This is a genomic window from Klebsiella sp. H-Nf2 (assembly GCF_002806645.1).
In the GTDB taxonomy this organism is placed as follows: domain Bacteria; phylum Pseudomonadota; class Gammaproteobacteria; order Enterobacterales; family Enterobacteriaceae; genus Klebsiella; species Klebsiella variicola.
Map to the genome: position 1 here is coordinate 62323 of NZ_PIBL01000001.1, position 21772 is coordinate 84094.

Sequence of the window (21772 nt, forward strand, 5' to 3'; positions counted from 1 at the left end):
AACTCGCCCCCCGCCTTGACGGGGCCCGCTTCAGGGGCGGTGCTCGCTGCGGGGGTGTTCGAGGGCCTGAAGAATGATGGCGTGCAGCGTTTCTGCATGGTGGCGCAAAACGAGAAAGACATCGCTATCCAGAGCGCCATTTATAACATCCGCTTCGATGATCTGTAAGGCCTCCTGCCAGGCCATCCCTTTGCGATAAGGGCGATCTTCGGTCAGCGCGGTGAAAATATCGGCGATAGAGATAATACGGTCGGCGAGGGTCAGATGATTTTTTTCGAGATGCAGAGGGTAGCCGCTGCCGTCCAGTTTTTCATGGTGATTTGACGCCCAGTTAATAATGTCGCCAAGTTCGCTGTAGTCGCTGAGGATTTCGCCGGTCATATAGCTGTGCTCGCGCACCTGGTTCAGTTCGTCCTCATCCAGCTCGCCCTCTTTTTCGAGGATGGAGAGCGGGATATAGACCTTACCAATATCATGCAGGTAGCCGGCAATCTGAATTTGCTGGCAGGTGGGCTCCGGCAGCGGCATCCAGCGGGCAAGCTGGCGGGCAATTTCCCCCACCATGATGCTATGGCTGGCGGTAAAGCTGCTGTAGGTGTCGACAATTTTGGCAATCAGCAGGCAGACATCTTTCAGACCATGAATATCCAGATACAGCGTGTTGATAGGGGCAATGATCTCCAGCAGCCGTTGAATATGGCCGGGATGAAGATGCTGCCAGAAGTTCGCATTTTCAGCGACCTCACATAGCATATCGCACAGCGGTGGATCGATTTCCCGGTGCAAAGACACGAACTGCTCCACTACTGCCCGCGTGGGCCAGGTGGCCACGTGACTCCCGGCAGGCAGCAGCCGTTCAAAGGCATCGGCAAAGTAGACAATATGCTGTTCGCGGCTACCCCGGTGGTCCGGGCTAAAATGGTGATCGCGAATGAAGGGGACAATGGGCAGAAAGGTCACTAACCCTTCCAGCATCGCCGCTCCCTGGCGCTGATGCGGATCGTAGATGTTATCGATGGCATCCAGCGAATGAATGGTGCGTTTATCTCCCAGCACGCCGATATCATGCAGCAGCGCGGCGCAAAAAATGGTCTGTTGCCGCTCGGCAGGCAGCCCCAGCCTCTGCGCCAGTGTTAGGGCGATTAAGGCCGTTCGTTGCATATGCCGGTGCAGTTCAGGGTTAATGATCTGAATGACTCTGGTCGTCAGCATCAGCGCTGACTTCAGGGCAATACGCATTTCTGTTCTCCGTACGCGTTACCTGGCGGGCAAAAATGACCTCGCGGGTGACGGAAGTGTCGATAATCTGATCGCAATGCGTGTTGTGTTGTTTGTTGCTGAACAGGTTAGTACCCAGAATGTATCAGGTTCATAGCGCCTGCCCGGTTCAGAGCCAGCCATGCACCAGATTTGGGCGATGTTGATGCGAGAACCTTATTATTGTCTGATAGTTAACCATTTCCCCCCCAAAAAATAAATAAATTCTGGCAAGCCCTTTGCATTAAGCAAGCGTTAGTTTGATTAATGTCTATGAAGGGAGTGGCCTGTATGAATTTTAGAGCATTACTTACCATTGCGTTACTGACGATGAGCAGCCTGGCGTTTAGCGAGACGCGTCTACCGCATATCGTTATTTTAGCCACCGGCGGGACGATTGCCGGTTCGGCGGCCAGCAATACCCAGACAACGGGTTATAAAGCCGGGGCGATTGGGGTGCAGACGCTGATTAACGCCGTGCCGGAAATGAGTAAAATCGCCCACGTCGAAGGCGAGCAGGTGGCGAATATCGGCAGTGAGAATATGACCAGTGACATTATTCTGGAACTCTCGAAGCGGGTGAATGCGTTATTGGCCCGGGATGATGTCGATGGCGTGGTGATCACCCACGGCACGGACACCCTCGATGAAACTCCTTATTTCCTCAATCTGACGGTGAAAAGCAACAAGCCGGTGGTCTTTACCGCGGCGATGCGTCCGGCGACGGCGATCAGCGCCGACGGGCCGATGAACCTGCTGGAAGCGGTCACGGTCGCTGCCGATCCTGATGCCCGGGGACGCGGGGTGATGGTGGTGCTGAACGACCGCATCGGCGCGGCGCGCTTCGTCACCAAAACCAATGCCACTTCGCTGGATACCTTCCGGGCGCCGGAGGAGGGCTACCTTGGCGTCGTGGTGGGCGGAAAACCCCAGTTCGAGACGCGAGTGGATAAAATTCACACGCTGCGCTCGGTGTTCGATGTCCGCCAGTTGAAGACCCTGCCGAAGGTGGTGATCATTTATGGTTACCAGGACGACCCGGAGTATATGTACGATGCGGCGATCGCCCATCATGCCGACGGTATTATCTATGCCGGAACCGGGGCGGGGTCGGTGTCGGTACGTAGCGCTGCGGGCATCAAAAAAGCGCAGCAGGCGGGTATCGTGGTGGTTCGCGCCTCCCGTACCGGCAGCGGTGTCGTGCCGCCGGATGACAGCCAGCCCGGGCTGGTGTCCGACTCCCTCAACCCAGCGAAAGCGCGTATTCTGTTGATGACCGCGCTGACGCAAACGAAAGATCCGCAGCTGATCCAGCAATATTTCCACACCTACTGATCCTCTGCGGCCAGGGCGTCGTTCACGCCTTCGCTGCGGTTTGCCCCACAGTGACCCGATGCCGGGTCACTGTCCGCGCTAAATGCCGCGCTTTATGCGTATAAGGCGTAAAGAAATATTTTTTTTACGGCGGGTGAGGGCGGTATTACAGTGCAAACAACTGGCAAGACGCTTATTTTTAAAGCATCTTTAAATAAGTCTATTCTTAATTATTCCCTTAAGGCGATTTTAATATTCCTTATGCCGACGGATAAAAAATGTTTCACTCTGAAGCGGGAGCGCTTTTATTCTTTCGCGGCACAGACGACGATCTTGTGGACGCGGGCAGGCTGCGGGCCACGTGGCTGAGCGGGCTCAGTCCCCGGCAGACAAGGCGTCCTCGCGGCGGGTTTCGGTTATGCCTGTTAGTAACGCTGATGATTAGCGTGAAAATGATATGCACGATGAATATATTAAGGAGAGGATAAGATTTAAGTTTACATTTGGTAACATTTGTGCCGCAATTATGTTTTTTTGTCAGCAAGTTGTTTTTTACTTGCCGGAGTGAATTTCAGCGGATTAGTATTGTCGAACTTGCTGTACGTACCGCCTAATGATGATAAATGGATTCTGTTTTCCTTAAGCGTTACCACATAATGAATGTTTACAGGAAAAATCATGGCCTGCGTATTTAATAAACAACTTTTACACCCGCGCAACTGGCTGACCTGGTTTGGGCTCGGCATCCTCTGGTTAATCGTGCAACTGCCTTATCCGCTGCTGCATTTTATTGGCACCAGCGCGGGTCGCCTCTCCCGACGCTTTCTCAAACGCCGCGAACATATCGCCCGGCGCAATATTGAGCTCTGCTTCCCGGACATGTCGCCGGCGGCGCGCGAGACCCTGATCGATCAAAACTTTATGTCGCTGGGAATGGGGCTTATCGAAACCGGCATGGCCTGGTTCTGGAGCGACGAGCGGGTCAAGAAATGGTTTGATGTCGAAGGATTCGCCAATCTTAATCATGCGCTTAGCGGCGGCAAAGGGGTGATGGTGGTCGGCGTGCATTTTATGTCGCTGGAGCTGGGCGGACGCGCGATGGGACTGTGCCGTCCAATGATGGCCACTTATCGTCCGCACAACAGCCCGCTGATGGAGTGGGTGCAAACCCGTGGTCGCCTGCGTTCGAACAAAGCGATGATCGATCGCAACAACCTGACCGGTCTGGTGCATGCCTTAAAATCAGGCGAAGCGGTGTGGTTTGCTCCCGACCAGGATTACGGTCCTAAGGGCAGCGTGTTTGCGCCGTTTTTCTCTGTCCCGCAGGCGGCGACCACTAACGGCACCTATGTCCTGTCCCGTTTATCGGGTGCGAAAATGCTGAGCATCAGTATGGTCCGCAAGCTGGGTCGCAAGGGCTACAGTCTGCACATTAGCGAAGTGATGAATGATTATCCGGGTGAAGATAAGCAGATCGCTGCCGGCTATATCAACAAGGTCATCGAGCGCGAGATTTTGCGCGCCCCCGAGCAGTATCTGTGGGTACACCGTCGATTTAAAACCCGCCCGCTGGGTGAACCTTCCGTCTATTAACCTTCCCGCACAGGCTGCGCTTTCAAAATCCCGACAGTTGGGGTAACGTGAGCCGGATCATGTTTTAGTCGTGCGCGAAGGAGTGCAGAGTGTTCGCTGAGTTTGGTGTTCTGAATTATTTGACCTACCTGGTCGGGGCGGTGTTTATCATCCTCGTCCCTGGCCCTAATACGTTTTTTGTGCTGAAGACGGGCATTGCCCACGGCGTGAAGAAAGGCTATCTGGCAGCGGCGGGCGTCTTTATTGGCGACGCGGTGCTGATGTTTCTGGCCTTTGCCGGCGTGGCGACGCTGATTAAGACCACGCCGGTGCTGTTTAACGTCGTCCGCTACCTCGGGGCGATCTACCTGCTGTGGCTGGGGGGCAAAATGCTCTACGCGGTGCTGACCCAGCGCGATGGCCAGACCGATGCCAGCGCGGAGCCGGCGAGCGCGATCCTCAAGCGCTCTCTGACCCTGAGTCTGACCAATCCGAAAGCGATTCTGTTCTATGTGTCGTTTTTCGTGCAGTTTATCGATGTCAACGCCAAAGCGCCCGGCGTGGCGTTCTTTATTCTGGCGCTGACCCTCGAGGTGATTAGCTTCTGCTATATGAGCTTTTTGATCCTCTCCGGCTCGTTTGTCACCCGCTACGTCAAAACCCGTAAGAAGCTGGCCAAACTTGGCAACAGCCTGATTGGTCTGGTTTTCGTTGGGTTTGCCGCGCGCCTGGCTACTCTGCAGTCCTGATCCCCACGGGCCGGTTACCTGCTGACCGGCCCGCCATCTCTTATTCTGCCCTGTAACAAAAACCCTTCATTTTTTATTGCATTGGTGTTACATATACAGCCGTTTATCGCTCAGCAAAAAGGAAGCCCCGATGATTCTGCAAAAACTCCTCAGCAATAAAAACTGCAAAAAATACTGTCTGTCGCTCGCGGCGGTGTTTGCTATCGCGCTGGCGGTAGTGGGGCGGGCGACCTTCGGGGGCGTGGTGAGCGAGTACAATATGCCGTACTCGGAGTGGACGACGTCCATGTTCTTCCTGCAGGGGGCGATGGTGACGGTTTACAGCATTGTCTTTACCGCGCTCTTCGCTATTCCTCTCGGCTTTATTTTCCTCGACGATGAGCGTCAGGATTAAGCGTCAACGGGCGAACCGTGGTTCGCCCTGTCTTATCGGCCCATCAACAGCCTGAAGGATTAATCATCGTCATGATAGTGATGATGGTGGTGATGGCGATGGGCGTGGTACCCATCGTCAATAATGCATCCCGATAACAGCGTGCACAGCGCAATAATCAACGGTAACACGATCGGTTTTTTCATCCCTTACTTCTCCCGCTATTCTGCTTTCCCCGGGGCAGAGAATGCCGCGGTGGATAACGTGAGTGTAAAGGGTTAACTTGTTGATGGGATAGGATAACTCCGCAATATCGCCGCCGCGATCACCACCAGCCGAACTGGGTGCCAGCCACCGCCACGATGGCGACAACCAGCATGATAATGGTGCTTTTTTTCATTATGCCCCACCCGGCGCCGCATAGCCGCCGACGAAAAACCAGCCGAGAAAGACGACGGCGATAATAAAGATCGCCACCGGGAAAAGAATACCCAATTTCATGATAGTGTCCCTGTACCCACGAATGATGCCCAGCATGATACTGGATATCACGGTACTTTAGTCAATATGAATGAAATTCTCCTGACGGCGGGACTTCTTATCCTGGTACATCGCCTCATCGGCGGCGCGCAAGGCCGCTTCAACATCGATACTCTGCGGATCGCAGATGATCACCCCGAAACTGGCTCCCTCATAGTCGATACGCTGCTCGCCGAGGAAGTAGACACCGCACAGGGCCTGGCGCAGGATCGCGACATACGCTTGCTGCGCCGCGGGATCCTGGGCGCTACCGACGATCAAAAACTCATCGCCGCCAAGGCGACCAACGATATCCTCACGGCGCGCGACGGCGGTGAGTCGTTCGCCGACCTGCACCAGAAAGCTGTCGCCGCACGGATGACCGAACCGATCGTTAATGGCTTTGAAACCGTCGAGATCGATAAAAATCAGCGAGACCTGCTGCTGCTGGGCGCGGGCGGAGGCAAAGCGTAACGCCAGCTGCTTAAACAGCGCACGGCGATTTGGGAGCTGGGTGAGTTCATCGGTCGACGAGTGCAGCTCCAGCGCGACGTTAGCCGCCTGCAGCTGTTGCACCAGGGTGTCTTTTTCCACGTAGTGGGAAATAAGCCGGGCGAACAGCCCCATCACCTGCTCGCCTTCGAGATTATAAGGTTGTTTCTGTCGGCTGGTGGCGCAGAGGGTACCGAACAGAGAGCCGTCGGCCAGGCGCACAGGAATGCTTAAAAAGGTGGCGATCCCCAGCTCCTGGGCGGCGATGCAGGAGTGCCAGCGATGGGCCACGTCGTTGCTAAACGTGCACTGATCCTCTAGGGCGCGTTTGCACAGGGATTCATCCCAAGGGACGGAGAATCCTTCCGGGATCTGCATTTCGCTGCTGTTGTGGGCGAACATCACCTGCTGCCGCTGGGCGTTGATATCGATGCGGGTAAGATAGGTGGACTCCATTCGGGTCACCGCCTCCAGCATCTCCAGCAGCTGGCGCACCAGGGTTTCCAGGGACTGTTCCGCAGCGAGGGTTTGCGACACCCGGGCAAGAATAAAATCTGACATGAATAATACAGCTCCAGCACGCCAAACGTCACCCCAGCATAATGGGCTGCAAACGGACATCAGCGTCGAATAAACAGTGATATTTTTAAATTTATCACATCTGTTTGGGGAATACTTGTCCACGCGGAAGGAAAAAAAGCCCCGTCGGGTGCGTTAGCCACCCCAGATACTACGGCTTTCAACGGTGCAATGCGGGGTTGCGCGGCGCGCAAGACCGTTGAAAGCCATATTTACCTACCTAAGTGTGGACATAATGTGGACATTTTACGCATCAGCACCACCTCTCAGCGGGTTAAGTGAGATTGCGTCCTGGAGGTATTCGGGCGCAAAGTGAGCGTAGGCCATAGTTTGCTCAATTCGCGCATGCCCAAGGATCCTCTGTAACGTAATGATGCTTCCTCCATTAATCATAAAGTGCGTCGCGAAACTGTGGCGTAGTGCATGCGTCGCCTGGCCGGTCGGAAGATCAGGTTTTACCTCCCTGAGTATCTGCCTGAAGTCAGAATACGACGCCTTACCAAATAACAACCCTCGCTTACCATCTGCTATGAGTTTTGCCACTTCCGCTGATACTGGAACAGTCCGCTGCTTGTTACTCTTGGTTTTAACGAACGTCACACGGTTCTGTATGATGTGTTCCGCCTTGAGTCGAGCCGCTTCACCCCAACGAGCACCTGTACTTAAACAAAGAACGGCTATCTTCTTGTTGTCGCCATCCAGTCTAAAGAGCAAGTGCTTGATTTCGTCCTCTGTCAGATAGCCAGTTTCGGGGACTTCTTCTTTCAACTTCTTCCTGCCCCTGATCGGATGTTCACCTGAAAATAACTCGGCCTCGATTAGCGCTGTGAACATACCACTGATGCTGTTGAGGTCACGGTTAATGGTAGATGCTTTAATGCCCTGACTTCTTCTTGCCGCGTAATACTGACTAATCAGCGCTTTCGTAATCTGAAAAGCACAAGGATCGTCGGTAATCCTGCAAAACACGTCTAACTTATTGCGGTTTATCCGACCGTGCTCCTCATGCTTGCCTTTCAAATTCCACCAAAGCTGTATCAGTTCAGACAGATGCCGCTTATCCGTCGGTTTTGATAACCATTCTTTGGTGTGGTGGTTGAACTGGGTATGCTTCTCGAAAGCTACCGCTTCACTTTTCTTATCAAACTTCCTGCGGATACGCTTTCCATTGCGACCAGCAGGCCTGATGTCCACTTCATATCGACCATCATCGAGTTTCTTAATAGTCATAAGAAAACCCTCCGATGGGTGCGTTTGCCTTTCGGCCTCAACGCGTTGCAATTATGTGATGAATACTTTTCGACCAATAATAGACATTTGAAATGTATGTAGGACTGGTTAATTGTTAACCAGTCTTTTGGTCTGAGTGCTGCGAGGTTGTTAAGTCTTGCCCAAAGTGTGCGAGGGCCGGTGCGATTTGACCGGCTTCAGGCGAAACCTGATCGGTCATAAACCACAGTGTGTATTTCACGAATCTAGGGTGTTGGAAGATTTTCATGATTGGTTCAAGGCTCGCACTTTTTGTACCAGCCTCATAGCCAGAAAGTGTGCTGTAAATTACTCCTGTTAACTCACTGAATTGCCTACGATTAAGCCGTTCTGACTCCCTGATAAGCTTCAACTTCTCTGAAATAGGGATTGACATAAAAACCTCTTTGGGAAAATATTACGCGTATGGATAATAAATCTTCATTTGAGTAAGTCTCTTAACGGGCAATTAAAACCCATTAAGAGCAATTAATTACCCTAAAGGAGAATGTAACAGATGAGCAAACAGCTTGTAAGTAGCACGGATGCTGTGCCTTATCAGGAGTTCGCCAGACTCATCGGGAAAACCCCTGCTGCGGTGAAGGGCATGATCGAGAAAGGGAAGTTACCTGTAATCGAGATGACCGATCCCCAGTCTACTTCTGGCCGTGCCGGCGAATACTGGGTTTACCTTCCAGCCTGGAACAACGGCATGAAACTGGCCTACGAAAGTCGTCCAAAGGAGATCAGGGAAGGGTGGTTGATGTGGCTTGGTCTCGGTGAGCCAGGTCGATAGCTGGTTTCAGGAGAGGAAACATGAAGAACGGTAGCCGCGGATCAGTATCACAGCTCAATAGCAAAACCAGCCTCTACTGTGGTTTTACTATTCTGAAACTCCCACGCAAAAAACCGTACAACCGCGAGCGCTATCAAATTACGCACACAGGCCATTATTACGGCATTGACTTTGCTTTATCCGAAGCATGCCGAACGATTGACAGAATCATGAATAAAAAGCGGTTTATTGCTTTTTAATCTCTGGGAGCGAAAATGAAACTCGAATATGCAGACAAAATTAACTCGCTTTTACAATGCTTCCATTTCAATAAAGAGTTTCTGGAATGGAATCATGATTACTCTCTCCAGCTTTTACGCCATGGCGTATCCCACCTTTATCATTTCGCAATGCTTCAAGGCGAGAATGATGAATGCACTCTTGAAGAACTCCGCAACATCATTATTTCCGTGACCGATGGTGATATCCCTAAACCATACGACCTGCTATCTCTGGACGCTGAGCAACTAAAGAAGGCTATGAAGTTTGTTCAGCCGCAGGCTGTAACCGTAGAGGTTACACCGGAGATCCTGGAACACCTGAAACTGGGAGCTAGAGCCTCCTGGCGGCTGGAGCCCCCTCGCTTTAACTGATCATCGGAGTACGCCATGTTCACCGAAGAAAAAACATCCTGGGAACAGGAAATGCTGATTCGAGAAGCAGTGGAAAGTGCCGAGCAGGGGTTCACTGTACATCTAAAAAATGGTGCTCGTATCACCATTAGCTCAAAAAGCCCGTCTAAAGATTTAATCATTTACGGGCTCGAAAAAGCAATACGCGGTAATCACGATCGCGCGCGAATGACCTTTATTGATTTCATGTATTACTGGCATGAAAGGATATTTAAGCAGATTAAAAGAAAACCACGCCCAAACAATTAATTAACCCGCTTTAAAAATAACGGCATTCACTTTGCCGGGGATTCGTTTTGCCTTTTTCAGGAGGTTGCATGTCGGTTACGTCAATAAAGCTGGAAAGCGGAATAAGCGATCCAGAGTTTATGGGAATCAGCACCAATGCGCGCAAAAGCGAGCGCGCCCACTTACTCGGATTGCTGCGCATCCGCATGGGCCTGCTGAAAGAGCAAGGCCTTACCCCCGAAGAGATTTATTCAGCACTTGAGCAGTGGATAGCCAACCACGAAACAATCACCAGCGAGGGCAGTAGACCATGAATCACGTAATGATCGATTTGATTAACGTTAGTAAGAAACCGTCATCACCTTTGTGTGCCATTGAAGCTGTGTTTTTTGAACCCTCAACAGGGCAGATCGGAAAGGTTTTTTATTCTTCGATAGACATTCGTAAATCTGAAAGCTTGAAGGGCCGTATCAGCATTAGTACGGCATTCGATTGGATGAAAAAAGACTCTCACTGGCGCGCCGAAGTAATGAGCGCAACCGAAGCTGGAGAAGATGCACTTTGCAGCCTTGCTGCTTTCATCGCCGACAATACCTGTCCCCGGAACGCGGCGTTATTCGTATGGTTCAAAGATGCCCCGGAAAAACTGGTTTCACTTCGTTATGCCGTGGATCGCTTAGAGGTGTCAGGCATTTTCCCTGAAGGCACAAAATACCGCTGCATTCGTTCACTACTCGACCTTGCTGCTGCCACAGACTATGCGCCTCATGCGAGAAGCGCCCTGGCACGTTACACGCTCACTGACGCGCGATATCAAGCGGAGCAAGTCTGCGAAATCTGGCAGCGCCTGACCTCTCCATACATTGGATCGCTATGAGGGCCGCCATGCATTCGCGTCTGTCTGTTGTTTGTAACGCGCCGTTGCCGGTTTGTAAGAGGGCGCTTGCCGCCCTGAATTGCTTTGCTCGTGGACAGCGTAATTACACCCGCGTCAAGCCACACGCCTATCTCGTGATCCGCATTGGCCTCCGTTGGCGTTTGCTCAGCAAAAACGGTGGTAAGCAGTGGCGACTGATGACCCATGAAACCTATAACCAGGAATGCCGCAAATGATTAAGTCACCTCTTAAATGGGCTGGCGGTAAAACCCGCGTGTTGCCGGAGCTGCTGAAACACTTACCTAAAGCCGATTGCTTGATTGAGCCTTTTGTAGGCAGTGGCACAGTCTTTATGAATACGGAATACCGCCGCTATGTGCTTTGTGACAGCAATCGCGCACTGATTAATTTCTTCCTCGCGCTCAGGGAAGACCCAGAAAGATTGATACTGATCGCCAGGAACGTATTCAGAAATGGCAATAACGAAGATAGCTATTACGAAGAGCGCAAGTTGTTCAACCACCTGTCGTGGGATGACGAGTGTGCAGATGATTACGTTGTACGGTGGGCGGCATCATTTTTATACCTGAACCGCCACTGCTTTAACGGGCTTTATCGCACCAACAGGGATGGCGGTTTCAATGTTCCCTTTGGCAGCTATAAGGCGCCTTATTTTCCAGAAGTAGAAATGCGCCTATTTGCCGAAAAGGCGCGGGATACTCACGCGCTCTTTCTTTGTAATGATTTTCGTACTTCCATTCCGTACGTCGCCAGGAATAGCCTGGACTCCGTGATTTACTGCGATCCGCCGTACATCCCGACTAGCAAAACAGCCAATTTTACCGCTTACGGCAAGCCATTTACCCTGGATGATCACCGCGCTTTGGTTACGGCGTTGCTGGACGTTAATCGTCAGCTTGGAACGCGCTCGGTCATCTCGAATAGCGACACACCAGAAACACGCCAGATCTACTCCGCTTTCAATCTCCACGCATTCAGAGTTCGACGTTCCGTTAGCGCCAAAACCCGCCATATGGCCGGTGAAGTTATTGGCGTACTTCGCGTGTGCGGCGGTTGCGGTCGTTCTGGTGGTGGAGGTTGCCCGGACTGTGGGGCGGTGATGGGCGATGCGGCATATGCCGAAATGTTTGGCGTGCCGGCTTGTTGTGGCGTAGCCCAGGCAAAATAAGATAACGACGGTGAGCTATGCCTGATTCCACAGCCCTGGCATGGAGCTGGAATGCCCAACGGCGGGCTATTAATCCAAGCAACGCCGAAGAGTCTGCAATTGAGTATCTCACCCCAAAAGGCGAGCGTAAGGCACTTGCCTATAGCGATCTTGTTGATGTTGTTTATCGGGTACCGTTGCGCCCTCGTGATGGGGAGGCGCGCAGGGCATTTGATCGCACAAGACTGGCGCGTCATCTGCGGCGCCGCGTCCAGGCTCTCCCTGCGTTTATCCGCAAGCGTTTTTCAATGCACCTGGAAACTCTGGACCGTAGGAACCCGAAAGAGGCTGTACGCTGGTTATTCAATACGTTTGAGCGCCATGTATTGCGTCGAGTTGATGCGGTAAACGCACAATATCTGCCACAAGGTAATCTGCCTGCAATTCTCTTTCCGCTACGTGATGATTTTCATCTGCTGCCATGGGCAGATAAAAAGCGCCTGAAAAGACTGGCGTATAAGCTCGCGAACCTGATGAAAAGCGAGTTTATGCGCGAGTTTGATTTTCGGTACGAGAAAACGGCAGATGTGGAGTTTTCCACGATCTACGCTTACGGCGCCATTGCCAGTAAAGCGACCTCACTCAACATTGCAATCCCTGGTTGGAAACAGTATTGCGATGAAGTACTGACAGCAGAAGATGCATTACGTGTCATTGCTAGACTTCAAAAGGAAAAGTGGTGGCTAGGTAAGCTCCGCAAAATTCATGACCGTTGGCGTGAGCACCTCATGATCGCCACTAGCTACGTCAGCAAAGTGGCATCCCCTTATTGCTCTGAACCTTGCCTCAGGGAGTGGGTAGCTCAAAAAAAAGCCAACTTTGAATACCTTCAGGCGATGGAGCTGGAAGACCAGGACACTGGCGAGCGTACCTCCTTGCTCGACAAGGTCATGGGCAGCGTTTCCAACCCGAAGATCGCCCGTCACGAATTGATGGTGCGCATGCGCGGTTTTGAGGATATGGCTAACGAGATGGGACTGGTTGGCATGTTCTACACGTTGACCGCACCGTCACGTTATCACGCCACGCATGTGCATTCCGGCAAGCGCAACGATAAATACTGCAATGCCAGCCCACGCAAAACTCAAAAGTACCTTTGCAACGTCTGGTCACGTGTACGCGCCAAATGGGGAAGGGAAGGTTTCCGCACATTTGGTTTTCGTGTAGCCGAACCTCATCACGACGGAACGCCGCACTGGCACCTGCTGTTATTTCTCCGCCCGGAAGAGGTGGAGCTTGCCACTAAAATTTTTCATGAGTACGCCCTCCAGATGGATGGAAGCGAACCCGGCGCGGCTCAGTATCGTTTTACTGCCAAACCAATTGATGAAGAGTTTGGATCGGCAACGGGATACATCGCAAAGTACATCTCAAAAAATATCGACGGCTATGGAATGGATGGCGAGTTTGATCACGAGTCAGGCAAACCCGTTAAAGAGATGGCAAAGCGAGTGCGGGCGTGGGCTTCACGCTGGAGCATTCGCCAGTTTCAGCAGATTGGAGGCGCGCCTGTATCCACCTGGCGCGAGCTAAGGCGCCTGGGAAGTCGTGAGCTTGTTTTGCACCCGGAACTTGAAGCTGCCCGCGCTGCGGCTGATGCGCCTGATTGGCCGGGATACGTCAACGCCCAGGGCGGCCCGTTTGTAACTCGCGATTGTTTGCGTGTTCGCCTCAATTACGAATACACCGAAAACGGCAATGATTATGGTGACACAGTCGCCAAAATCAGCGGCGTCTATTGTCCGTTTACGATCAGTGAATCGGTCATTTATACCCGTACCAATGATTACAAAATCGTACCGAAGCGTAAGCTGTCGTCGGTCGAGAATTTGACCTTAGAAGGCCGCGACGCGGCCCCTTGGAGTTCTGTCAATAACTGTACGGGGCGCTCCGATTGGAATGAAAAACCACAATCAGAAACAGCAGTACTAGCTAATAAAACATCGCCAGACGACAGTTCAATGACAGAACTTCCGCTGAATATCGAAGATTTAAGGCGATATTCACGCCAGCAAAGGCTGGAGATCACCAGTAGGCTAAGAAAATCCGCCCGCGAAAATTCAGACCAAGCCTTCACGCGTACTGCGCGTGGCCTGCGTTCGTCGATTGATGACGAAACCGCGCTGGCGTGGGGGCCAAAAGTCACCGCCGCGAAAGATATGAACCTGACGCAGGAAGAGGCAGAGCAGCGCTGGCGCGAGCAGTTACGGATCGAGGCGCTGCGGCGTGCGGACAGTTACGCCGCAGCGGCTTCGGAATTCAAAAAGAAAAATTCAGAGGCAGCTTTACTTCAACAGAACGGCACGGCAGCGACCGGTCAAGGGCGAAACTCACCGCAGCAAGGGATTAGCGGGATCTCGCAAGAAGTGCCTGACCATGCGATCGCCGAACTGAATAGACGTAATATCATTCTCAGTGACGGGGAGGTTAGATTATTAGTAGGTGGTTGCATTCTGTCGCGTGGCGAAATGGAATTTGCCATCAGAGAAGGGGAGTTAATAGTGGAGCGCCGGTTGTTTAAACACGCCAACCACGCCCCGGTATCATTAATCAAACAAAGTGAGTTGCTTGATCGCTGTCAAGGGGCTATCAGGAAGAAGTTATGACCACGTTCACTGTAGAAATTCATGAAGATATCGTTACTTGGCTTAAAAAGAGTACTCGCCCTGAGATAGTCCTGGATCTGCCATCAGTGCCGGCCCCAGGCGATAAGCTATGGCTGAAGAGCATGCGAGGTAGGCATATTGTCGAAACGGAAAGATGCATGATCATGGAGTCGTGCCGTGTCTCGCGACTGCGTCCGACTGTAGGCCTGGTATTGGTATTTGGTGTTGCAACTAATCATGAATACAGTGAATCCCGCCCAGAATTATCACTGTAGGTTTGTAATCTTGCTAATAATATGGGGGCTCTCTTTTATTGCGCGGGTTTAATATGTTATGTACAAACCTAACTGATATTTCTAAATGTTATTTAGCACTAAATGAAAGCAGAGTCTAAATTGTAAGTGTTTGTCAGCATGATATGTCGAGGGGAAGATGGAAAAGTCTGTTGCATTTTTAATCACGTTGTTGTTGTTTGTTTTGACACCTACATTACACGCAGAACCAAAGTCTTATAGGATGGGTAAGAGTTTTTGTGAGGTTGAAATAAGGGCGGGAAACTCTCCAAATGCATTAGATAACGAAGTAATTCATTTGGTAGGCAAAGTGCAAAAAGATGAAGTGTTCACAACTGAACAAACTTTTATTTTCGCACAGCGAGAGGCTAATCCCGAAGTTTGTGGTTCCGGGCGAGGAGTCTGGAATCGATGCGACTGGGATGAATGTCAATTGGATTAATTATCCGAGGAACTTAAAATGAATCGATTACAATACTTTGTTGCAATTGCCTTGTTTGGGTTTTCAATATCATTGCCTTCCCTTGCAGGACCTATATTAGGTGGGGTTGTGGGGAATGCTAAAGGTGAGGTTTCAGCAACCTGCACCCCTTTTTGTCAAGTCACAAACAAATCATCTAAAAAAGTGAGAGCCATTTTAGCTCTTGCTCTAGGTGCCTCTATATCGAAGGATTTAAATCCAGGGGAGACATTTACATTTACTATGGATGGAAAAACATTCGATAGTGCATTTGGGATTTCGGTTAATTACATATAGAGTGCATTATAAGGAATAGTTGATAGTAAAAGTTTGAGTTATCTTTGTTATTGACTATCCTTGTTACTTACAACGTCCCAAGTTAAGACCTAACGAAGGTGCTATATCATATTTGTTATTTGAGTTTTCTGATAAGTCAATCTCAGGATTTATTTTCTTTCGATTAATTGAGGTGATGAATCTTCATTTATTATATCTTGAATTGATTTAGTTACATTCATTATCGGATTGTTTAACGTTTCTGCAAGCATTGATAATATTGATCTTCTAGATGGCTGTGCTTGCTCGTTCGTTAGGTGTTTTCTAGGGTCTTTTTGATATATTTATTGCCAGATTTTGGACGGATGTTATATCTATTGTCCCCATATTTATATTGTTCTCTATCTTTATCTTCTAAGAACCTATCGCAATAGTAATAGTCTGAGTTAACTCAAAAATTACTATTGCGATAGGTTCTCAGTATATTAGCTCAGGTTTGCTCTGGTAATGACAGGAACTGAGATAAGCCCAATCTTATAGGCACATCAGTGCCAATAGTGGGGGTTGGAGTGCCAGAGACTCTCTAAAAGTGGATGATCTATTTTGAAGGGATACTTACACAAATGCTGATCAAACGCTATAATTATATAACCCTTCCCCATGTAGGCGCTTATCTATGATCATGTTGAACTATAGGTCTTTTTTCCTATTAACTCTTTCAATACCGTCTTTTTCTTCGCTTGCCGATAATCGTTCATGTATCGGGGTCAGAACTCAATCAAGCATTGGTGGTAAAACTTTAGCAATAATCTCAAATAATTGTAGTAGTTGTAAAAGTGGTGATGTAAATATATACAGGAATAATCAATATGATGATCAAGGAACACATTTTAAAAATTTAACAAATGGTTCCGAGATGCCATTTCAATACTCTACTATTAAGCCTGGTTCATATTCCTATGTTGTTATGAACGTGCAGGACTGTAACTCCCTCCCAAAACCTCCTGCTACGCCACCAGGTGAACCGCATGTTCCAGCACCTGTACCTGCCCTAGATTGTCCAGGCCCAGTTGAAAACACCTACCCCTTTATGCAAAGACCCATTGCAGGCAATTCACAGGTTCTAGCTGTTCCCGCTTCGACTAAGACAGTCGAACTCTGTGTATCTAAAGTTTCGGTTCCTGTAGTTGACCACGTTCTATGCACAGCAGATATTTTCCCTCCAAATATCAACGAGAATAAGTACAAGGAAATGTGGGTTTGTAAGTCTGGTGAACATTGTGGCGGTCTTTTTTTTTCTCAGGGCTATGAGAAAGTCTTTACTGGAAGCAGCAACCGAAAGGATGGTGCATATTGGTGTATAAATGCATCTATCGAAGATGCCTTTAAACCGTATCGTGTCTATTTTACTGTTTTATCTAAAAAGTAATATCTGGGGTTCGTTTTTATACATGTAGAGGGTGTTATTATGAAGTCTAAATATTTTATATTCTTGCTTTCATCATTCTTATTTTTTAGTTTCCATTCTTTTGCTGAGCAACCTAAAGACCAAATGACGATTACTCAGCTTAAAGCCCAAAATGCTATCCTGCTTCAAGCTCTGACTCCTGCGCAGAAAAAATTACTTATGCAGTCACCTGAAGTCATGCAATGCACACCACCTAATGATTGTAACTGCCGTGCCGGTGGATACGGATATTGCACTACCAAAAAGGAATGTGATTATGTTCAGGGTACGTGCTACTGAATTATTAGGTTTTTGACTTGCTGTTCCGTATGAGGCCATCTGACCGACGGTTTATTTTGCGCATGCGCAAAATAAGGTTCTGTCGCATTAAGCTAGCATCAGGTAACATATTGTTTTTATGATGTTACCTGACCATCTCTCTGATCCGATAAGCCTTTGTATGTATCCCTGTAATCCGAACCATTCACTTTTAGATATCTTCCTACAGATTGATTATGTCCGTGTGAGGCTAACTTCCGTTGTCCGTTCAGAATGGACATTAAACATAGCGATAGGCAGATGAAATATGCATCTGCTATGAAGAACACTTCTTAAACAAAGATAGTCAGTTTCAGCGCGATGCATAATAGCGCACAAATCCGCACAATTTTTTTGATGTCCTCCATCGCCCTTAAGCCACGCTTGGAGCGGTTCGGGACTGGTTTTGTGCATGCACGAAAAACAATAGGTTCACTGCGCGCAGGTGACGGGGGGCAAGCCCCCGCAAATGGGTCAGGGTAGGGAATGCGGCAGAATACGCAATTTCACGGTTTCTGCGTCACGGTGAGCGCTCGTTTTGGTTGGTGGCATGCCTTTTGCAGGGAAAAGCAGCGACGCGCAGAGGGGCGCTGATGCGGGATTTTTTCAGCAGAAAAGATGGGGCCAGCGAAAACGCTGGCCTGTTATAAATGGCTGATGTGGTTTAAAGAAACTGAATTTTCTGGCGGTTATTTCTCAAGGGTAAGCAACGCGTAAGGGTTAAAGCGGATCACTTCTTCTCCGATCCACTCGTTCACCACCTTCAGCGCCTCCATCACGGGTGTCAGTTCGTTGATAGCGTACACCCGGGCGGCTTTCTCGATATCCCCAAATGATCCGTTTCCCTCTGGCATGGCGCCCATCAGCTGCGGCGGGATACGGTGCGCTGCGAGTATGTCGTCCCGGGTGGCGTTCTTAATGTTGATAAATTCATCTTTCGCCGTGATCTGCTGGAAGGGGAGGATTTGCACGCCGTCTTTGCCGCCGCCTGGCGCATGCAGCAGCAGGTTTTTAAATGCGCCTTTCCCACGCGCACCGGTCAACGTCTCTTTGACTGCCTTCATGCTTTTATCATCAACCTGTCCAGCGCCAATATAGACAATACATCCAGCATGCGATCCGTTGTCGTAGTACAACTTACGGAACATGTCAGCGGAGTGGGCCAGGCTGGCGGCCAGCAGTGCTGCCATATATTCCGGCATACCGTAGACCTCCTGATTAATATCAGGGTTCAGAACGTGACAAACCGTTCCTGATTTGAACGTGTGCTCTTCTTTCCAGCGCCGGATAAACCAGTATTGATCGAGATCTGTGCTCCCACGCCGGGTGTACTTCGCCAGAGAGTGTTTGAAGGGTAGCGGGCCGCCCAGGCGATTACGCGGCAATTCGAGATAGGCATTGCCAAACGTGAACCAGTCCAGCGCAAACGCGGAAAAGGTCTGGCGATTGAGCAGCTTGTGCGGGATAAAGCAGCCGGTGAGCACATTTCGTTTGAAATACAACGCCGACTCATGCCAGGCGCTCTGACGTGGAGCTTTAGCCAGCCCGTAAAAATCCACTGGCGTCTCATAGTATCGCCCGTTGTCCAGGCAATAGAGATTGTCCAGCAAATCGGCCATATCACGCACGGGATAAGGGCCATCAAAGCTGAACGCTGTCAACGCGGGATCGGCCTTCAGTGACTCCGCAATGTCAGAACCGGCTGTGCTGGCTATCGGCTTTTTACCGTATTTCTTTTTCAAAGTTACCATCCCATTGCGAAACCACCGCCGCCACTTTCCTGGCCCAACGGTTCATTAATAATCGAAAGCATGGTTGCCCACGCCATATCACCATGGCTTACGCCGCGCGATCGGTCAGTTTCGTAAGTGATGAAACCGCCGGGCGTAACAACTTTGCGAACAGCGTTAAAGGCTCTGACCAGGCCCTGCTCGCTGCGGTCATATTCCCAGCGGCCGGCGCGGATGACCTGCAACATTTTGAGGACAAGGGCGCGCTTGGAAGAGAGGCTCATCTGGTAGCAAATAGCCGCCGGGAACCAGTTTTTAACAATTTGCCAGACCGCCTCTCCGACGCCTTGTCCGTCGATGGCGATGTGAGTGACGTTGTAGCGCTCGGCAGCCTCTTTGATGACCGCCGCCTGCTGCTCAAACTCCAGCCCTCGCAGTTGCTTCAATTCAACCGTGCGAAACCGGCCGCCAACCACAAGGGGAGGGACAGTTACGGACAAAGCACCGGCATCACCATTGCCGCTGCCACCGTTGGCGTCGTAGCCCAGCCACACCTCACGTTGGCCCATAGGGCGACTGGCGAACGGTTTCCAGTCGGGCCAGTCGTCATACCCGTCAGCGCCGCACCCCAGTAACTGGCTAAGATTGAACGCGCTTTCGCCGTCTTTGACGAACTCGCACATGTACAGGTTTTCAAATTCATCGGGGCTGTTTTCGTCCCTGATTTCATCAATGTCGGTGTAGTCCCAGCCGTTGTTGATAGCGTCCTGAATAGTGACGATCTGCCGCCACGTTTTATCCGGGTAAAGCACGCCGCTATGGGTTTTCTTCCATGAAACGTCAAAGTCAACGCGCTGCGCTTTAGGCCGTTTCGCATTCCATCGATCGCCAGTCCAGAACTGATAGGCTTCATGGCTTTCGCTGGATGGCGTGGAGAAGTACGTGCGTGTTAAGCCTTTGAGCGTTGCCATGGCGCCGGCAACTTTGCGCAGGTTGATAAAGTTTCCTGTCCAGAAAAACTCATCAAATCGCAGGTGGCCGGTGTACGACTGCGCCGTCGCCGCCGACGTCCCGAGAAAATGCAGCTCCGCGCCGTTTGACAACGTGATTTGCTCACCGCCTCTAAGTTCGACGTCCACCTCTTCAGCCGCTTTACGGATGAAGTTGCGGAACTGGAGCGCCTGCTTGCGGGACGCCGACAGAAAAATTTGGTTGCGCTGATAGTCGTGCTTAACGTCCGTTCTCAGTGCGCCCAGTAATGCCTCGCGGGCAAAGTACCAGGTTGCCCCGATCTGCCGCGATTTGAGGATCATCCGGTTACGCTGATCTCGTTGTTCGTACCAGCCGCGCTGGTGCCATGCGAGAGAGTCGAGAATTTTTAAGCGCAACGCCTCGATCTGCTCCTCGGAGAAGTGATTTTTCTTCTTGCGACGACTGGTTTTTTTTACGCTGGTGATAGTGGAAGCCTGCCCGGTATCCAGCTTTTTCAACTGCCGGGTTAACAGGTCAATCTCTTTGAAATCGCCACTGGATTTATTGTCTTTCGCGCTCAGCTGGCAGAGACGGGTGTCAATGGATTGCGTCACCCGTTTGATGGGCGTTGTGTCATCCCATGCGTCGCGCTTTTTCCACGAATAAACCGTGTTTGAGTTGATGCCCATGAGTCGCGAAATTTCGGCGGGCGGGTAACCCTGCCAGTAGAGCTGTTTTGCCCTTAATCGAATAAACGCATCCTGAATCATCACTTCCCCCTTTTGAGCAGGGAGATTACCTGCGCGCGATCCCCGCGGCTCGGGCTTTCAGGTCTGGCCGTTCTCCGACAACAAAACCGCGTGGCGCCGGGCTTTCAGGCTCTGCGATGATGCAGCGACTGACATAAATCAACAGGATAAAACGACATGGCCAGCACGACTAAACCCGCCCGCAAAAAGTTTCGCGTTGCGGTTTCCGGCGCCACCGTTGACGGGCGCGAGATCCAGCCGCAGCACCTCCGCGATGCGGCGGCGAGCTACAACCCGGCCGTTTACGGCGCCCGCGTGAACGTGGAGCACTATCTCTCCATGCTTCCTGACAGCAATTTTGGCGCCATGGGGGATGTTGTTGCTTTAAGCGCGGAGGATATCACCGAAGGGCCGCTGGCCGGTCGTACGGCGCTCTATGCCGAGATCGACGCTTCGGCACGAATGAAGCAGCTCACCGATGAAGGAAAAAAAATCTATTCCAGTATTGAGCTGCATCCGCAGTTTGCCCTTAACGGTAAGGCGTATGTGGTCGGCCTGGCGATGACGGACACCCCGGCAAGTCTGGGGACTGAGCGCCTTAAATTTGCCGCGCAGCAGCGCGCGCAGGTGATGGCCTTCAATAACCAGCAGATCGAGGCGCCGCTGTTCTCTGATGCGCTTGAAGCTGAAGTGATCGAACTGGCCGCTCATCGCAGCGAGGAGGGCGTCAACTGGTTCAACCGCGTGATGGGCATCCTTGGTAAAGGCCAGAAAACCGACGATCAGCGGTTCAGTCAGTTGCATCAGGTTGTTGAAGCCGTTGCTCAATCTCAGGCAGACCAGATTGACCGGTTCAGTGCCCTGGAACAGGACCGCCAACAGGATAAAGCCACCATTCAGCAACTGACCAGCGAACTTAACGAGCTGCGCGGTCAGCTTCAGCTCCAGCCCGCAGAAAATTACAGCGCACGACCGGCGGCAACCGGCAACAGCAGCGCGCAGCTTGCAGACTTCTAAG

The 21772-nt window shown here is 50.9% G+C and carries 26 protein-coding genes; 17 read left to right on the top strand and 9 right to left on the bottom strand.

Going from position 1 to position 21772, the window contains the following annotated elements; all coding sequences use genetic code 11:
• Positions 1-30 precede the first annotated feature (30 nt).
• Positions 31-1239 carry an HD domain-containing phosphohydrolase gene (locus tag CWM58_RS00320; protein ID WP_061155013.1) on the bottom strand — a complete coding sequence of 403 codons (1209 nt, stop codon included), beginning with the start codon at positions 1237-1239 and terminating at the stop codon, positions 31-33.
• A 309-nt stretch (positions 1240-1548) separates the two neighbouring features.
• Here CWM58_RS00320 and fraE point away from each other — a divergent pair, with 309 nt between their 5' ends.
• From fraE to CWM58_RS00340, 4 genes are all read left to right on the top strand, one after another.
• Positions 1549-2592: a fructose-asparagine asparaginase gene (gene fraE, locus CWM58_RS00325; protein ID WP_012542131.1), complete on the top strand. Its 1044-nt coding sequence runs from the start codon at positions 1549-1551 to the stop codon at positions 2590-2592.
• Between the two features lie 657 nt (positions 2593-3249).
• Positions 3250-4164: a kdo(2)-lipid IV(A) palmitoleoyltransferase gene (gene lpxP / locus CWM58_RS00330; RefSeq protein ID WP_061155012.1), complete on the top strand. Its 915-nt coding sequence runs from the start codon at positions 3250-3252 to the stop codon at positions 4162-4164.
• A gap of 89 nt (positions 4165-4253) precedes the next feature.
• Complete coding sequence (gene leuE / locus CWM58_RS00335; protein ID WP_061155011.1) at positions 4254-4892, top strand: leucine efflux protein LeuE; 639 nt, start codon at positions 4254-4256, stop codon at positions 4890-4892.
• Between the two features lie 130 nt (positions 4893-5022).
• The gene (locus tag CWM58_RS00340; protein WP_100679921.1) at positions 5023-5286 is read left to right on the top strand and encodes a DUF2534 family protein; all 264 of its coding nucleotides are present in this window, start codon (positions 5023-5025) and stop codon (positions 5284-5286) included.
• A gap of 59 nt (positions 5287-5345) precedes the next feature.
• Here CWM58_RS00340 and CWM58_RS00345 read toward each other — a convergent pair whose 3' ends face one another.
• From CWM58_RS00345 to CWM58_RS00370, 6 genes are all read right to left on the bottom strand, one after another.
• Positions 5346-5471 carry a hypothetical protein gene (locus tag CWM58_RS00345; protein ID WP_012542130.1) on the bottom strand — a complete coding sequence of 42 codons (126 nt, stop codon included), beginning with the start codon at positions 5469-5471 and terminating at the stop codon, positions 5346-5348.
• Positions 5472-5590: 119 nt separating this feature from the next.
• A complete protein-coding gene (yoaJ, locus tag CWM58_RS29505) occupies positions 5591-5665 on the bottom strand; it encodes a protein YoaJ (protein WP_004213093.1) in 75 nt (24 codons plus the stop codon).
• Positions 5665-5766, bottom strand: coding sequence for a YoaK family small membrane protein (locus CWM58_RS00355; protein ID WP_004150782.1), 102 nt, complete (start codon positions 5764-5766; stop codon positions 5665-5667). Before CWM58_RS00355 ends, yoaJ begins: the two co-directional genes overlap by 1 nt.
• A 57-nt stretch (positions 5767-5823) precedes the next feature.
• Entirely contained in the window at positions 5824-6837 is a 1014-nt protein-coding gene (locus CWM58_RS00360) for a sensor domain-containing diguanylate cyclase (protein WP_100679922.1), read from the bottom strand.
• 264 nt (positions 6838-7101) lie between these two features.
• A complete protein-coding gene (locus CWM58_RS00365; RefSeq protein WP_065810437.1) occupies positions 7102-8085 on the bottom strand; it encodes a tyrosine-type recombinase/integrase in 984 nt (327 codons plus the stop codon).
• 115 nt (positions 8086-8200) lie between these two features.
• Entirely contained in the window at positions 8201-8500 is a 300-nt protein-coding gene (locus CWM58_RS00370; protein WP_004213095.1) for a helix-turn-helix domain-containing protein, read from the bottom strand.
• Positions 8501-8620: 120 nt separating this feature from the next.
• Between CWM58_RS00370 and CWM58_RS00375 the strand changes: the two genes are divergently transcribed.
• The 12 genes from CWM58_RS00375 (at position 8621) to CWM58_RS28040 (ending at position 17285) form a co-directional block, all read left to right on the top strand.
• Positions 8621-8899: a regulatory phage cox family protein gene (locus CWM58_RS00375; protein ID WP_020806130.1), complete on the top strand. Its 279-nt coding sequence runs from the start codon at positions 8621-8623 to the stop codon at positions 8897-8899.
• A 20-nt stretch (positions 8900-8919) separates the two neighbouring features.
• Positions 8920-9138 (top strand): DUF4761 domain-containing protein, encoded by a 219-nt coding sequence (locus tag CWM58_RS00380; RefSeq protein WP_100679923.1) that lies wholly within the window; start codon positions 8920-8922, stop codon positions 9136-9138.
• Between the two features lie 15 nt (positions 9139-9153).
• Positions 9154-9531: a hypothetical protein gene (locus CWM58_RS00385; protein WP_032432798.1), complete on the top strand. Its 378-nt coding sequence runs from the start codon at positions 9154-9156 to the stop codon at positions 9529-9531.
• A gap of 15 nt (positions 9532-9546) precedes the next feature.
• A complete protein-coding gene (locus CWM58_RS00390; RefSeq protein ID WP_038989664.1) occupies positions 9547-9819 on the top strand; it encodes a hypothetical protein in 273 nt (90 codons plus the stop codon).
• 68 nt (positions 9820-9887) lie between these two features.
• Positions 9888-10112: a hypothetical protein gene (locus tag CWM58_RS00395; RefSeq protein WP_038989666.1), complete on the top strand. Its 225-nt coding sequence runs from the start codon at positions 9888-9890 to the stop codon at positions 10110-10112.
• Positions 10113-10120: 8 nt separating this feature from the next.
• Positions 10121-10675, top strand: coding sequence for a 3'-5' exonuclease (locus CWM58_RS00400; RefSeq protein WP_227520688.1), 555 nt, complete (start codon positions 10121-10123; stop codon positions 10673-10675).
• Positions 10676-10907: 232 nt separating this feature from the next.
• The gene (locus CWM58_RS00410; protein WP_100679925.1) at positions 10908-11864 is read left to right on the top strand and encodes a DNA adenine methylase; all 957 of its coding nucleotides are present in this window, start codon (positions 10908-10910) and stop codon (positions 11862-11864) included.
• A gap of 17 nt (positions 11865-11881) precedes the next feature.
• Positions 11882-14509 carry a replication endonuclease gene (locus tag CWM58_RS00415; protein ID WP_100679926.1) on the top strand — a complete coding sequence of 876 codons (2628 nt, stop codon included), beginning with the start codon at positions 11882-11884 and terminating at the stop codon, positions 14507-14509.
• A gap of 432 nt (positions 14510-14941) precedes the next feature.
• Complete coding sequence (locus tag CWM58_RS28025) at positions 14942-15244, top strand: hypothetical protein (protein WP_133122400.1); 303 nt, start codon at positions 14942-14944, stop codon at positions 15242-15244.
• Between the two features lie 18 nt (positions 15245-15262).
• Positions 15263-15559 (top strand): hypothetical protein, encoded by a 297-nt coding sequence (locus CWM58_RS28030; protein ID WP_133122401.1) that lies wholly within the window; start codon positions 15263-15265, stop codon positions 15557-15559.
• Positions 15560-16214: 655 nt separating this feature from the next.
• Entirely contained in the window at positions 16215-16967 is a 753-nt protein-coding gene (locus CWM58_RS28035) for a hypothetical protein (RefSeq protein WP_133122402.1), read from the top strand.
• Between the two features lie 39 nt (positions 16968-17006).
• Positions 17007-17285 (top strand): hypothetical protein, encoded by a 279-nt coding sequence (locus CWM58_RS28040; RefSeq protein ID WP_133122403.1) that lies wholly within the window; start codon positions 17007-17009, stop codon positions 17283-17285.
• A 707-nt stretch (positions 17286-17992) separates the two neighbouring features.
• Here the strand turns inward: CWM58_RS28040 and CWM58_RS00425 are convergent.
• Complete coding sequence (locus CWM58_RS00425) at positions 17993-19054, bottom strand: phage portal protein (RefSeq protein WP_100679928.1); 1062 nt, start codon at positions 19052-19054, stop codon at positions 17993-17995.
• Entirely contained in the window at positions 19048-20775 is a 1728-nt protein-coding gene (locus CWM58_RS00430) for a terminase large subunit domain-containing protein (protein ID WP_100679929.1), read from the bottom strand. Before CWM58_RS00430 ends, CWM58_RS00425 begins: the two co-directional genes overlap by 7 nt.
• A gap of 156 nt (positions 20776-20931) precedes the next feature.
• Between CWM58_RS00430 and CWM58_RS00435 the strand changes: the two genes are divergently transcribed.
• Positions 20932-21771: a GPO family capsid scaffolding protein gene (locus CWM58_RS00435; protein ID WP_004213106.1), complete on the top strand. Its 840-nt coding sequence runs from the start codon at positions 20932-20934 to the stop codon at positions 21769-21771.
• Position 21772 lies beyond the last annotated feature (1 nt).